A 13,327-nucleotide genomic window follows, 5' to 3' on the forward strand; every position below is an offset into this window, starting at 1 on the left:
CATCGTGAGTTTGCTTTGGTATTCTAGCCCGCCTACGCTTTATCCAGCAGGCCCCTTTGCGGGCCACCAAGAACGATATGAAACGATAGGCAGGCTCCCGCCTGCGGGAAGGTTTACCATGGCATCCGTTCCTTTCGACCAGCTCGATGGATACATCTGGATGAACGGCGAGTTCATCAAATGGGCCGACGCCAAGATTCACGTACTAACCCATGGTCTGCACTATGCAAGTGCGGTGTTCGAAGGTGAGCGCGCCTATGGCGGCGAGATCTTCAAGCTGACCGAGCACACCGAGCGCCTGCATGAGTCTGCTCGCCTCCTGGGCTTCACCATTCCTTATTCGGTCGAGGTGATCGACGATGCCTGCCGCGAGCTCTTGAAGAAGCAGGGCTTCAAGGACGCCTATGTGCGCCCGATCGCCTGGCGTGGCAGCGAGGAAATGGGCGTCGCCGCCCATAAGAACCGCATCAATCTCGCCGTCGCGATCTGGCAGTGGCCGAGCTATTTCGACCCGGCGCAGAAGCTGAAAGGCATCCGCCTCGACATCGCCGAATGGCGCCGCCCCGACCCGCGTACGGCACCGTCGAAGTCCAAGGCTGCCGGCCTCTACATGATCTGCACGCTGTCCAAGCATGCGGCCGAGGCCAAGGGTTATGCCGATGCGATGATGCTCGACTGGCGCGGCCAGGTCGCCGAGGCCACAGGCGCCAACATCTTCTTCGTCAAGGACGGCAAGGTGCATACACCGAAGCCGGACTGCTTCCTCGATGGCATCACGCGCCGCACTGTCATTGGCCTCGCCAAGGATCGCGGCCTCGAAGTCGTCGAGCGGGTGATCATGCCGGACGAACTGGAAGGCTTCGAGCAATGCTTCCTGACCGGCACGGCGGCTGAAGTGACGCCGGTTTCGGAGATCGGGCAGTACCGATTCGAGGTCGGCGAAATCGCCAAGACGCTGATGAACGACTATTCTGCGGCGGTTCAGCCCAAGCACGCGATTGCTGCTGAATAACAAGCAGAATCAATTAATTGACCTTGAAGAAGGGCGGTTTTCGGACCGCCCTTTTTGCGTCTTCCTCGTCCAATTTGACATTCCCCGATTTCGGGGTCTGATGTTGCTGTCGGCATACTGAGGGCCGGCATGCAATTTGGAGGGAATTGTTATGGAATCGCTTCTTCCTATCATCATACAAATTGTAACCGGCGTTATCGGTGGACAGGCCGTCGGCGCGGCGATCAAGACGGCGGCGATGGGGCAGGTGACGAAATTGCTCGCCGGTGGCGTCGGCGGTCTCGCGGGCGGACAGATCCTCGGCAGCCTTCTCGGCGGCGCGGCTGATCCGGCAACGGCAGGTGCACTCAGCGGCATTCTCGGCGATGTGGTTGGTGGTGCCGGCGGCGGCGCCATCGTGACGGCCATCGTCGGCGCGATCATGGGTGCCATGAAGAAATAATCCCGCTACAGATTGGAATTCGGATTGGGCGGCTGCGGCCGCCCCTTTCATTTTCTGGATCAGAGGCGCTGCCTGCCACCCACCAGAATGGGCATGGACGAAGCGCGCGTCAGTCCTTATGTCGGGGCGAACTTGGCGCATCGGCCCGAAAATTGGTGTCGATCTTCGGAAAGCACGATGCGCAGATTCACACAGTTGGAGCGTCCTTTGTGCGTCCATTCGGACGCACGGCGCTCCAAGGAAAGGACCCGCCATGGGACAGCTCAATGCCGGGATCGTGCCGGTTACGCCCTTCCAGCAGAACTGCACGATCCTGTTCGATACCGACGACAAGACCGGCGTCGTGGTCGATCCGGGCGGCGATGTCGACACCATCCTGTCGGTGCTCAAGCAAGACGGCATCACGATCACGGCGATCTGGCTGACCCACGGCCATATCGACCATGCCGGTGGCGCGATGGAGCTGAAAGATGCGCTCGGCGTCGACATCATCGGCCCGCACGAGGCCGACAAGCCGCTGCTCGACAATCTGGTGACCCAGGCCCAGAAATTCGGCATGGACGGTTCGGTGCGCAATTGCGTGCCTGACCGGTTCCTCACCGAGGGCGAAACCGTGTCCTTCGGAACTCATGTTTTCGAGGTGCTGCATTGCCCCGGCCACGCGCCCGGCCACGTCGTCTTCTACAACCGTGACGCGAAATTCGCCCATGTCGGCGACGTGCTGTTCCAGGGCTCTGTCGGCCGCACCGACCTCTATGGTGGCGACCACGCCACCTTGATCCGGTCGATCAAGGAGAAACTCCTGCCGCTCGGCGACGAGATCGGCTTCATCTGTGGCCACGGCCCGGGCAGCCGCTTCGGCGACGAACGCCGCAGCAATCCCTATCTGGTTTGATTGGATCGATCAGGCCGTCTGCCTGATCTGAGGCGGCCGCTGTCGGTCTGCTCCGCAGCAGCCTTTCGCCCAACGGACTACCTCACATGAAAAACGGCGCCAACCGCAAGGCTGGCGCCGTTTTGTCATTGTTTCAGGTTTGGCTGCCGCGGCCGGGCAGGGAGGGCCGACACAGTCCATGCCCGTGGCTGCGGTCAGTTGGCTTCGCAGAAGCGCTCGACGCCGTCATAGCCGGTGAAGGTGCCGCTGCGCGGCTTGAAGCTGCGGTAGCGGTCCGAACAGTAGCTGTACCATTCGGGCGTCCAAGGCTCGATCGCGTAGCTCTCGCGATAGACCACACGGCGCTGCACCGGGGTGGGGCGATAGTAGTCCTGGCCATAATCCTGGCGGTAGACGCGGCGCGGCTGCGGCTCGTAGTCGTAATAGTCGTCATAGACCGGCTGCGAACGGTTGGCGTTGCCAGCAATCACGGCGCCCGCGATGAGGCCGAGCGCACCCGCAGCGACGATCGCGCCGGTGTTGTCGTGGCGGTTGTGACGGCGCCAGCGCTCGCCGGCCTCGGCCGCGGGCAGGGCGGTCAACGTGGTAGCGGCAACTGCCGCCGAAAGGACGAGGGTCTTGAAAATACGGTTCATGTCGGTCTCCTTCGCCGTCCGGCCCGTATCAAGGCCAGAATTTAGCGTCGACACTATGTCTAGGGGAGCCCGCCTGAACGCAGCCTGAACGGATCTTCAGGTGCAATGGGTCAAAGAGACTACCGCCGACAAACGCCAATATGCGTTGCGGCGAATACAGCAGCATGCTTGGCCGGAGCACGAACTCCGGCCTCCTTGAAGGTTCTCAGCCGACGGTCAGATTGACGGCCTTCGGACCCTTGCCGCGCTTGTCCGGCTCGGTGTCGAAAGAAACCTTCTGCCCATCCTCAAGACCGGGAAGACCCGACGCCTGCACGGCCGAAATATGAACGAAGACATCCTTCGCTCCGTCGTCCGGCGTGATGAAGCCGAAGCCTTTGGCATGATTGAAGAACTTGACGGTGCCGGTCTGCGGCATGGGAAACTCCTCTGATCCCATCAATTCCAGTCTTCGGGCCGGCAAATGCCCGAAGTGGAAATTTGTCGTTCATTTTTGGGTCATCGGCAAGCAAAAGTTTTGCCTGCCGATACCTGTCCTAAGGCTGCTCAGGCCCGGCAATTACCGGGCCCAAGTGGCCAAATGCAACGCGTTTCGCGGCTTAGTATTCGCAGTAGCGGATCGGGCCGATCTGGATGCAGGAGGGTGGCCGCGGACGCAGCGGATCGAACCTCGAATAGACACGCACGCGGCAATTGGGGCCGACATGGCGGTGGGGCACGTTGCCGTAACGCGGCAGGAAGTGGCGGCGAACCTCACGATGGCAGTCGCGCACCTGGACCGGCGGGCGGACCCGGATCGGCCGGCAGTCGGGGCGGCGGTGGACATGCCACTCGGTACGGCCGAACTGAGGAACAAAATGGCGCTGCGGGTCGCCGTGGCAACCACGGACCTGGATCACCAACCCGCCATCGGCCTGCGGCGCATTACCCGCCGGCATCGCCTCGACCGGCCCGCCATATCCTAGCCCTGCGGCCAGGAGCATTGCGCCCAGAGACTTCAGCAACTTCATGGTCTGCCTCCTCTGCGTGGGAAGCAGATACTGCCTCCGCGGCAAGACTATGTCACGGTTGGCTGTGGCTCGCCAGAGTGGCGCCGGCTGGACGCAGAGACTATCTCGTTGATTTGGCGACGGATAATTGCGGAGCCACCCACCAAAGAAGAAGGGCGCGATGGTGATCCACCGCGCCCCTCTTCAAAGCAAAAAACCTTACGCGGCTTAGCCGGCGCGGAGGTTGACCGCCTTAGGACCCTTGCCCATACGGTCGGGCTCGACGTCGAAGCTGACCTTCTGGCCGTCGACGAGCGTGCGCAGGCCCGAAGCCTCGATAGCGGAGATATGGACGAACACGTCCTTCGCGCCGCCATCCGGCGTGATGAAGCCGAAGCCTTTGGTTGCGTTGAAGAACTTTACGGTACCGGTCTGGGTCATTGGGAGAACTCCTTCACCCGTTCAGTGGTCTGGACATGCCGACCGCCTGGCGTCGGCGGCACGTCGGTGGTTTGCTTGGCGGTCATGCATTTGCGCACGATTAAACCCCCCGCCGAGTCACGGGGTCGTCAGAGATTCACAGTATCGGGGAAAGGGTCGTGCAAAACGTTCCAGTCTCCGGGTCAGCAAACGCCCGAACTGAAACTGATATTGCATGGAAACGCGTAGGTTGCAAGATGTCGCGGCAAGGGCGGTAGGCACTTCGCAGCGTCGCATAAATATACGACATTTCTAAAGGCGCCATTGGCCAGATTGCCGCGCCTGTTGGCGCCAGTTTCGCCGATCCCGATTGCATTCGTTGACAGAATCGCCAGGATCGGGGCAGGGGCTGGAACATTTCCCGCACGGGCGGGGATGAGAGGGAGCTGTTTTCATGGTTTTTTCGGCAAAGACCTTTGCGCGAAAAGCAACTGTCGCCTCGTTGCTGTCGCTGATGCTGGCCTCTTGCGTGGTCGTCGAGGACGGCCCGGGTCCCGGCCCGCGCCCGCCGCGCCCCGATCCGGGCCCGCAATTCTGCACCCGCGAGTATGACCCGGTCTGCGCGCGCCGTGGCGGCGACCGTCAGACCTTCGCCAATTCCTGCATGGCGGAGGCCGCCGGCTACCGCATTATCCGTGGCGGCGAATGCCGTGGTGGCGGTGACGATGGCTGGGGCGGTGGTGGCGGCGGTGGCCGGGGAGACCAGTTCTGTACCAGGGAGTATCGCCCTGTTTGCGGCCGCCGCGGTGACACGCTCCGGACCTTCCCGAACGCCTGTGAAGCCGATTCCTCGGGCTATCGCGTCATCGACGACCAGGGCCCCTGCTGAGCGTATCGAGCTGGTATCTCCCGGCAGCCCATGCCGGGAGTTATCTTCGCGTGGCATCAGTCGCCAACCGACGAACACATCACCTTGTGGATGCGGCAATCGTCGCCGACATGGCGATGCTTGACGCTTCATGTCATCGCCTTGCGCGCGAACATCGCCCACGCGGCTGTTCGGCAATGCTGTGTAGGAGCCCGGACCGGCTCATGAGGCCGGTTGCCCGCACAGCCTGGTTCAGCGCTGCCGGACAATCGCGCCGATCGCATTGACGATCAGGCGAGACGCGGTCTCGGCCGTCAGGCCGTCGATGTCTGCGGGCGGATAAAACTCGACGAGGTCGAAGCCTGCGATCCGCGCACGCTTGCCGAGGCCGGCGATCAGATCGATCGCCTGCGTGTAGGTGAGGCCGCCGGGCGTTCGTGCGGCGACCCCCGGCATGATGCTTGGATCGAGACCGTCGCAATCGAGGGTGACGACGACCCGCGCGCCTTCAGGTATGTGTCGGAGTGCTGCCTCGACGCCATGGGCATGAAGCTCGCGGGCGGTGACGAAGCGGCTGCCGTAGCGCCGAGCCGCCTCGATCTCGGCGAGCCGGGCGCTGCCGACGCTGCGCATGCCGACCTGGACCATGCCTGCGACATGCGGCATCTCGCTGGCCCGACGCATCGGGTTCGAATAGCCGTAGCGTTCGCCGAGCACCTCGTCGCGCCAGTCGATATGGGCATCGATTTGCAGAACCCAAACCGGGCCGTGATCGGCAAAGCCGGCGAGGAAGGGGATCGGCACGGAATCGTCACCGCCGAGCAATATCGGCACAGCGCCAAGTGCCAGGATCTCGCGCGTCCTGGCTTCGATGCGGGCGCGGTTGGCCGCATTGTCGTGCATGATGGTCGCGATGTCGCCGGCGTCGGTGCAGCAGACAGGCTTGCCGTCGAACAGCGGGCCGCCGAGGTCAAAATCCCAGTGTTCGACGAGCGTGGCGTCGTCCTGGCTGGCAGCGCGGATGGCGTCGGCGGCCAAGGCATATCCGCTGCTGTCCTTGCCGGGATAGGTGGTGCCATGAGCGGCGGAGAAGATCACCGCACGGGGCGTGCTGCCATCAGCGAGGCGATCGGGAAGGCCGAGGAAGCGGAGCGATGCGGTCATGTCGATCTGGTCTCAATGGCGTGGGTGCGGTTGCGGTGAAGTCTAGGCTGCGCCCGCAAACGCTGGAGGTGTGGCGCGACAGATTCGACTGGTTTACTCCCGGGTGCGTCGCAGCGTGCCGAGACCGTTGCCGTCGAGCGCCTCGATGGTGATTGTCGACGCCGTGCCGTCGGCGCCGATCACGAAGCTGACCGCCGACGGCATGTCGGGGAGTTCGGGCGAGGGAAAGCTCAGGAACATGTCGCGGTCGAAATGGCTGAGCGGATAGGATCTGGCACCGTCCGGGCCAAGCGTGAGAACGAGACCGTCTCCGGCTGCCGCGACGACGGCCTCGCCGACGAAATCGTTGGCGTAGCGGCCGGCATAGGCGGTGGCTGGACGTGCCGGCGTGGCAGGCGAGGGTAAGGTGGCGTAGGTCGCCTGGGCGGCCGCGACGGCGGGGCCAAACATGCCGGCGTAGATCGCATTCCAGTTCTTCAGCCAATCCTTGCCGACTTTGCCGTCGAAGACGAGGTCGGCGAAGCTGTCCGACAGGCCCTCGGGCACGCCGGTCGGGAAAGCGTTGGCGAGAATGACGATGCCGAGCTGCCGTTCAGGGAACAAGGTGACGAGGCTGCGAGCGCCGACGCTGAAGGCGCCGGCGTGGCCCCAGCTCAGGCCATGGCGGCCGAACTCGACATTCCAGCCGAGGCCGTAGAAGGACTGGCCGCCGCTGACCGGGTTTTTGCCGCGCGTCATCAGCGGGATATGTGTCTGGTCGAGTGCTGCGGCTGCGATGAGCTGCTTGCCGTCATGGCTGCCGTTGGCCAGTTCGAGCCGAAGCCACTGGGCGAGGTCGCGCACCGTGGAGCTGACGCCGCCGGCCGGCGCCTGTGCGTCCGGCTGCCGCTCGACCCTGGCGGCCCAGCCACCGTCGGCCTTGACGTGGAGCGCGGCGCGGTTGGCGCGACCGACGAAATCGGCATGGCGGGAGCTTGTCGAAGTCATGCCGAGTGGACGGTAGAGCTTTTCCTCGGCGATGTCCTCCCAGGTCTTGCCCGTCGGGATGGCTGCGGCGACCGCGCCCTCGGTCAGGCCGAAATTGCTGTAGGAATAGCCGGCGCGGAAGCTCGACGAAGGCGATACGAACCGGAGCCGTCCAGGATTTCGACGCGCTCGTAGCCGATTTCCTCGAGATCGTCGCCGGCGGTGCCGGGAAGTCCGCTGCGATGGGAAAACAGGTCGCGAACGGTGAGCTGGCTTGTCGGGTAAGGGTCATTGAGGCGGAAGGCGGGGTCGAGATCAGATATCTTCGCATCCCAGGAAACGGTGCCGTCGCCGACCAGTGCTGCCACGACCGTTGCCGAGATCGGCTTGGACATCGACGCGATCTGGAACACCGTGTCGGCGTCGACCTTTTCCGGCTTGCCGGCCTCGCGCAGCCCAAAACCCTTGAGGAAGACAACCTTGTCGTCGTGGACGACGCCGATGGCGAGCGCCGGCACGCTGCCGTCTGAAATGGCTGCTTCGGCCAACTGCTCCAGCTGCGCCAGCGCGGCGGTAACTTGCTCGGTCGTCGCGGTCTGAGCGGATAAGGGCGTCGGTCCAAGGGCAAGGGCGGGGAGGAGCCACGCCAGACGGCGGACGAACGACCTTGCGGACAGCAGCATCGCCGGCCCCCCCCCCTGCTTTATGGCCTGCCTTCGAGGCTACAGCCTGCCATTGAGGAAGCCAAGAGCTGGAACGGCTACCTGATCGTGCCGGCCGGGTCGCGGCCGTCGCGAAAGCCTAGGTCCCTGCCAAGGTGGAGCGACAGCTCGCGCGGATCGAACCCGGCGCGGCGACGGCCATGGCGGCTGCTCGTTGCGAGCTGCGTCAGCCATGTCTGGAGCGGGCCTAGGGTGGCGGCCAGGGTGAGGTGGGTCATGGACTTGGCTTTCAATAGTCAAATTCTGTTGAGGAAGTGCCTCCTCTTTCCTCCTGTTTTTGCTATGAATCCAACTGAACGTAAGGATGAGTGCATAAGGAAAACTTATGGCGATTGTTCAGCTGCCGCCGCTGACGGCGATCCGTGCCTTCGAAGCGGCGGCGCGGCTCGGCAACTTCACCCGGGCTGCGGAAGAGCTTGGTACGACGCAAGCGGCGGTGAGCTACCAGATCAAGCTCCTGGAGGAGCGTGCCGGCACGCCGCTGTTTTTGAGACGGCCCAAGCAGACCGAACTGACCGAAGCAGGTCGGGCGCTGGCGCCGAAAGTCAGTGCCGCCTTCGAGATGCTGGGCGAGGCGTGGGGCGAAACCCGCGGCGGGGCGCGCGGTGTGCTGGTCGTCTCGACGCTGCCGACATTCGCCGCGAGCTGGCTGGCGCGGCACCTCGGCGCGTTCCAGATGGTGCAGCCGGATCTTGCGGTGCGGCTCGAGACGACGACCCGCAACACCGACTTCAGGACCGAGCAGGTCGATGTCGTCATCCGCAGGGATGACGGGAATTTGCCGCTCGGGCTGGCTGGGCATCTGATCGTGCCGACCGATTTCGCGCCGATGCTGAGCCCGAAGCTGGCCGCGACGATCGGCGGGGTCAAGGAACCGGCCGACCTGCTCAGGCTGCCGCAGATAGACCCCGGCGACCTGTGGTGGGGCGAGTGGTTCGTGGGCGCCGGCCTGCCCGCCGACATGCTGCCGCAGCGCCCGGCACCGAAGATGGGCTCGCAGGCCTATGAGGCGATCGCCGCCATCGCCGGCCATGGCGTGGCGATGCTGACGCCGACCTTCTACCGCGAAGAACTTGCCAATGGCACGCTGATCCAGCCCTTCGAGCATGTCGGCTCCGACGGCTCCGGCTTCTGGCTGGTCTATCCCGAGGAGCGCCGCAACGTGCCCAAGATCAAGGTCTTTCGCGAGTGGATCCTGGCCGAGGTCGAACGGACACTGGGCAGAGGCGGGCAGTGTTAGGGAGAGACGCTGCGGACATCAAATTCCTGGCTACCATTTCTTGCGCCGTTTCGAGGCGCCGGCAAAAATCCGCGAACGTCAATGTGTGAGGCTACTGTGAGCATCGGCGATAATCGAAAACGGGCGCAAGGGGTGAAAGCGGGCACCGTCAGCTCGCTTGAGCTGGATTGCGCGCGCGGCATCCTTCGAGCGCATGGGGGTGACATCAATTCAGCCTTGTATGTCGTCGGACTTTGCGCAGCCGCCGACGATGCCTTGTTGATCGAGCCCTATCTTCGCGGTCCGGCACGTGACGTCCATGGCGAAACAGCACTCAAGGCGTTGGTCCGCTACCTGGGTCTCGCAGATCGTTACCGTCCGCTTCTACGGAAGCTGATCATGTCTCCGACCGATCTGGGTTGGATGAACAGCCGTATGTCGGCGATCCATCTCGCCAAGGACTACTTCAAAGACTTCCGCGACGATGAGTTGGGCTGCGAGCTCGTTGCAATATTCTGCAACCCGTCTGATCAGGGTCAGCCGTCGGCGCGCGGCACACTCGTCGACATTCTGGGCATCAGGGATGAGCTCGGAGATCCTTTCGGCCTTGAGCTGGAAGCTGGCGATACCGATGCCGGCTACATCGTGAAGATGGCCCGGCAACGCTTCAATTGCCACGGCGGATTGCACTGACGCATGATCATCCCGGTAGTCGTCCCGGCGCGCTTGTCCCCTACGGCGATGGCGCGATAGACCGGCCGGGTTGGAAACTGCGGTCGAGCGAGCAGAGGCAGGGGCGAAATGGCTCAGAAGGTCATTGGTCTGATCGGCGGATTTGAGCTGGGAGAGCTCGGCGGAATATTACCGCATCATCAATGAGCGGGTGCGCACACTACGTGGCGGGCTGCATTCGGCGCGCATGCTGATGTGGTCGTTCGATTTCGCCGAGATCGAGGCGCTGCAGGGCAGCGGACGCTGGGCCCGGAAACGAGGTTGTAGAATCTGCGCGTTGCCTCCGAAAATCGATGCCGGACTTTGGGCTCTGCGTTTAGGCGCGCGGGACGAGCGCTTCGATGGCCTTCATCGCCATATCGAGGCCATGCTCGGCGCCGATCGCCTGGCCCATTGCAGTCGCCGTCTGGCGCATACCAGGTGCGTCTGTGGCGGTGAATGCTGCTGCGAGCGCCGCAACGGTCAGCGATTCCCGGTCCAGTGGGGCGGGCCCCGCGCCGAGGTCAGCGACGCGGCGGCTCCAGAATGGCTGGTCGCCGAAAAACGGGCAGATGATCGTTGGCAATCCGGCGCGTAGCGAAGCAGCGGTTGTGCCGGCACCACCGTGGTGCAAGGCTGCGCTCATCTGAGGCAGCAGCCGGTCATGCGGCGCCGCGGTCATGACATGGACATGCGCCGGGGGTGAGGGCACCTCGAGAGCGCCGCCGCCGAGCGCCAGAACGCCGCGCTTGCCGGTGCGGGCCAACGCCTCGATGACATCGGCCGCCAGCTTGCCGGGGGCGAGACCGGGCATGCTGCCGAAGCCGACATAGATGGGCTTGTCGCCAGCGGCAAGGAATGCCCTGAGATCGGTCGGCAACTGCCAGTCGTCCTCGTCGAGAAACCAGTATCCGGTGACAAGGACATCGCCGCCCCAATCGGTCGGCCTGGGGACGACGGCCGGACTGTAAGCGTAGAGCGTGACAGCCGGCGCGCCGGGTCGATGGCCGGACGGCACGCCGAGCGACTGCGCGCGCCAACGCGCGAGTTCCTTCCGAAACAGCAGGCCCGGGCCGCGCGTTGCCAGCAGATGGCTGAGGCGGTTGAGCGGGCCCAGGTTGGCGAAAGGCAGGAGCGGGCTTGGAAACGCGGTCGTCGGCGTGAAGCCGGGCAATGGCGAGGCGAGAACCGCCGGTCGGCCTATTCGCGCGGCAATGTCTGGAGAGGCGATCGACTTGGGGTGATGAATGATGACATCGGGACCGAAACGGCCGATTGCCGCCGATTCGGCATCGAGCAGGCGGCGCATCAGTGGGCGGACATGCTTGAGCAGCTTCAGCCCGGCGCCGAATCCCCGACTTCCAGCAATCGCCGCCTTGCCCTCAGGCGTGTCCAGCAACGCCAGGAACTCCCCCGGCAAAGGCCAGAAGTCGATGCCGTGGCGGGTGACCATCGATTCGAACTGCTCGGGCGCCGCGAGTTGGACCTCGTGGCCACGCCGCAAGAGGCCGCGAGCCAATGCAACATAGGGCTGGACGTCACCCCGCGTGCCAAGCGTCTGGATGGCGATGCGCATGGCGGCTCCCCTGTGCGGACTGACCAGTAGTCAGTTATACTGACTGGCGGTCACTAGCAAGAGGCGATAAGGTGGGAGCATGCGGCATAGGCGGTGAGTGGAGGTGAGATGCCCCGGATTGTCAGGCATCCTGAAGTAAGACGGGCGGAACTGCTTGCGGCGGCGGCTCGGCTGTTCGGCGCGCGCGGCTATGAGGCGGCATCGGTCGACGACATCATTGGCGACGTCGGGCTGTCGAAGGGTGCGTTCTATTACTACTTCCCTTCGAAGGACGCGTTGCTGGAGGCGTTGGCACGTCAGGCCGCTGAGCGCGCCCGGGCCGAACTCGAGGCGATTCTGGCAACGCCTGCCATGAGCGCAGTCGAGCAACTCAACGCGTTCTTGCGCCGCGGCCGCGACACCGACAGGGCGGCCGAGGCGATTGCCACCTTCGCCAGCATCTTCTTGCCTGAAAATATCGTGCTCTACCACCGCATGCACCGAACGGTGATGGCCGTGATGGCGCCCGCGCTGGCGCGCATCATCGAAAAGGGCCGGCGCGAAGGCAGCATGGCAAGCAACGATCCTCTGATCTCGGCCGAACTGGTGCTGCTGCTCGGCGCGGTCACTCATGGCGCCGTGGCCGACCTGCTCGCGGCCGAAGGCGCCGATGCCTTGAGCCAGGCGATCGCCGCCTTCGAGCGCCGACTGGCCGAGCAGGGATTGGCCGTCGACCGCATTCTCGGCCTGCCGGACGGCACGGCACGGTTCGTGGAGCCGGGGTTCGTCGCGGCGATGGCGGCAGCCAGGCCGAACCGGAACCCGCTTGGCGCGACCGTTGCCGCAGGCTAGTGCTTGGGGTTCGGATTCGTCACCCAGGAGCCTGGGATATGCCACAGAAGGTTATTGGTCTTATCGGCGGGTTGAGCTGGGAAAGCTCGGCCGAATACTACCGGATCATCAACGAGCAGGTGCGCGCGCGGCTGGGCGGGCTGCATTCGGCTCGCATGCTGATGTGGTCGTTCGACTTCGCCAAGATCGAGGCTTTGCAGAGCAGCGACCGTTGGCAGGAGGCGACGCTGGAGATGATCGGCGCCGCGCGACGGCTGGAGCGCGGCGGGGCCGACTTTGTCGTCATCTGCTCCAACACCATGCATCGCATGGCGTCAGAGGTGCAGGCGGCAATTGGCATTCCGCTGTTGCACATCGCCGACCCGACCGCCGAACGCATCCGCGCCGCAGGACTTGGCCGCGTTGGTCTCCTCGGCACTGCCTTCACCATGGAGCAGGACTTCTACAAGGGCAGGCTTGCCGAGCTACATGGACTCGAGGTGCTGGTGCCTGAGGCCGAGGACCGGGCGGTGGTGCATCGCATCATCTATGACGAGCTGGTGCAGGGTCGCGTCGAGGCACGCTCGCGCCTGGCCTATCGCGAGGTGATCGCGCGGCTCGTCGCGCGCGGGGCAGAGGCCGTGATCCTCGGCTGCACCGAGATCATGCTGCTGGTCGGGTCGGAAGACAGCGCCGTGCCTTTGTTCGACACCACTGGCATCCACGCCGAAGCGATGGTGGAGCGGGCGCTGGGCTGAAGTCTGGTCGAGTAACGGCCGGCGCGCTTCTTCTCGCCCGAAGCGACGGGTGAGGCTGCGCGCCGAGGCCCGTCCTGCATGGCAATTGACAAAGGCGCGCCAGCCGGGGCAGGATTTCAGGGCTGCGTAGGGCGCATCGG

14 protein-coding genes and 1 pseudogene are annotated in these 13,327 nt (G+C 64.2%); 8 read left to right on the plus strand and 7 right to left on the minus strand.

The window, feature by feature from the left end; all coding sequences use genetic code 11:
- Positions 1-118 precede the first annotated feature (118 nt).
- From N7E70_RS11575 to N7E70_RS11585, 3 genes are all read left to right on the plus strand, one after another.
- Positions 119-1,012: a branched-chain amino acid aminotransferase gene (locus tag N7E70_RS11575; protein WP_263006419.1), complete on the plus strand. Its 894-nt coding sequence runs from the start codon at positions 119-121 to the stop codon at positions 1,010-1,012.
- Between the two features lie 151 nt (positions 1,013-1,163).
- Positions 1,164-1,454, plus strand: coding sequence for a hypothetical protein (locus N7E70_RS11580; RefSeq protein WP_154384769.1), 291 nt, complete (start codon positions 1,164-1,166; stop codon positions 1,452-1,454).
- Between the two features lie 253 nt (positions 1,455-1,707).
- Complete coding sequence (locus N7E70_RS11585; protein ID WP_263006420.1) at positions 1,708-2,349, plus strand: MBL fold metallo-hydrolase; 642 nt, start codon at positions 1,708-1,710, stop codon at positions 2,347-2,349.
- 194 nt (positions 2,350-2,543) lie between these two features.
- Here N7E70_RS11585 and N7E70_RS11590 read toward each other — a convergent pair whose 3' ends face one another.
- The 4 genes from N7E70_RS11590 to N7E70_RS11605 form a co-directional block, all read right to left on the minus strand.
- Positions 2,544-2,984, minus strand: coding sequence for a BA14K family protein (locus N7E70_RS11590; RefSeq protein ID WP_192315084.1), 441 nt, complete (start codon positions 2,982-2,984; stop codon positions 2,544-2,546).
- A 205-nt stretch (positions 2,985-3,189) separates the two neighbouring features.
- On the minus strand, positions 3,190-3,402 hold the full coding sequence (locus tag N7E70_RS11595; protein WP_018428999.1) for a cold-shock protein: 213 nt from the start codon (positions 3,400-3,402) through the stop codon (positions 3,190-3,192).
- Between the two features lie 181 nt (positions 3,403-3,583).
- Positions 3,584-3,994 carry a hypothetical protein gene (locus N7E70_RS11600; protein WP_067959474.1) on the minus strand — a complete coding sequence of 137 codons (411 nt, stop codon included), beginning with the start codon at positions 3,992-3,994 and terminating at the stop codon, positions 3,584-3,586.
- 207 nt (positions 3,995-4,201) lie between these two features.
- Positions 4,202-4,414, minus strand: a complete 213-nt coding sequence (locus N7E70_RS11605) for a cold-shock protein (protein WP_067959476.1) — start codon at positions 4,412-4,414, stop codon at positions 4,202-4,204.
- 433 nt (positions 4,415-4,847) lie between these two features.
- On the opposite strand from N7E70_RS11605, the gene N7E70_RS11610 reads away from it, so the two are divergent.
- Entirely contained in the window at positions 4,848-5,282 is a 435-nt protein-coding gene (locus tag N7E70_RS11610) for a Kazal-type serine protease inhibitor domain-containing protein (RefSeq protein ID WP_067959479.1), read from the plus strand.
- Positions 5,283-5,513: 231 nt separating this feature from the next.
- Here the strand turns inward: N7E70_RS11610 and N7E70_RS11615 are convergent, their stop codons facing one another.
- Positions 5,514-6,425 carry an agmatinase gene (locus N7E70_RS11615; RefSeq protein ID WP_263006421.1) on the minus strand — a complete coding sequence of 304 codons (912 nt, stop codon included), beginning with the start codon at positions 6,423-6,425 and terminating at the stop codon, positions 5,514-5,516.
- Positions 6,426-6,518: 93 nt separating this feature from the next.
- Positions 6,519-8,074 (minus strand): annotated as a pseudogene (locus N7E70_RS11620) (serine hydrolase).
- A gap of 364 nt (positions 8,075-8,438) precedes the next feature.
- Here N7E70_RS11620 and N7E70_RS11625 point away from each other — a divergent pair.
- Both N7E70_RS11625 and N7E70_RS11630 read left to right on the plus strand, forming a co-directional pair.
- Positions 8,439-9,353, plus strand: a complete 915-nt coding sequence (locus N7E70_RS11625; RefSeq protein ID WP_263006422.1) for a LysR substrate-binding domain-containing protein — start codon at positions 8,439-8,441, stop codon at positions 9,351-9,353.
- 96 nt (positions 9,354-9,449) lie between these two features.
- Positions 9,450-10,025 carry a hypothetical protein gene (locus tag N7E70_RS11630; protein WP_263006423.1) on the plus strand — a complete coding sequence of 192 codons (576 nt, stop codon included), beginning with the start codon at positions 9,450-9,452 and terminating at the stop codon, positions 10,023-10,025.
- 355 nt (positions 10,026-10,380) lie between these two features.
- Here N7E70_RS11630 and N7E70_RS11635 read toward each other — a convergent pair whose 3' ends face one another.
- Entirely contained in the window at positions 10,381-11,619 is a 1,239-nt protein-coding gene (locus N7E70_RS11635) for a glycosyltransferase (protein WP_263006424.1), read from the minus strand.
- 108 nt (positions 11,620-11,727) lie between these two features.
- Here N7E70_RS11635 and N7E70_RS11640 point away from each other — a divergent pair, with 108 nt between their 5' ends.
- Positions 11,728-12,450 (plus strand): TetR/AcrR family transcriptional regulator, encoded by a 723-nt coding sequence (locus N7E70_RS11640; protein ID WP_182573315.1) that lies wholly within the window; start codon positions 11,728-11,730, stop codon positions 12,448-12,450.
- 38 nt (positions 12,451-12,488) lie between these two features.
- Positions 12,489-13,187 (plus strand): aspartate/glutamate racemase family protein, encoded by a 699-nt coding sequence (locus N7E70_RS11645; protein ID WP_263006425.1) that lies wholly within the window; start codon positions 12,489-12,491, stop codon positions 13,185-13,187.
- Positions 13,188-13,327: the final 140 nt, after the last annotated feature.

It is taken from the genome of Aminobacter sp. NyZ550, assembly GCF_025628925.2.
GTDB classification, from domain to species: domain Bacteria; phylum Pseudomonadota; class Alphaproteobacteria; order Rhizobiales; family Rhizobiaceae; genus Aminobacter; species Aminobacter ciceronei.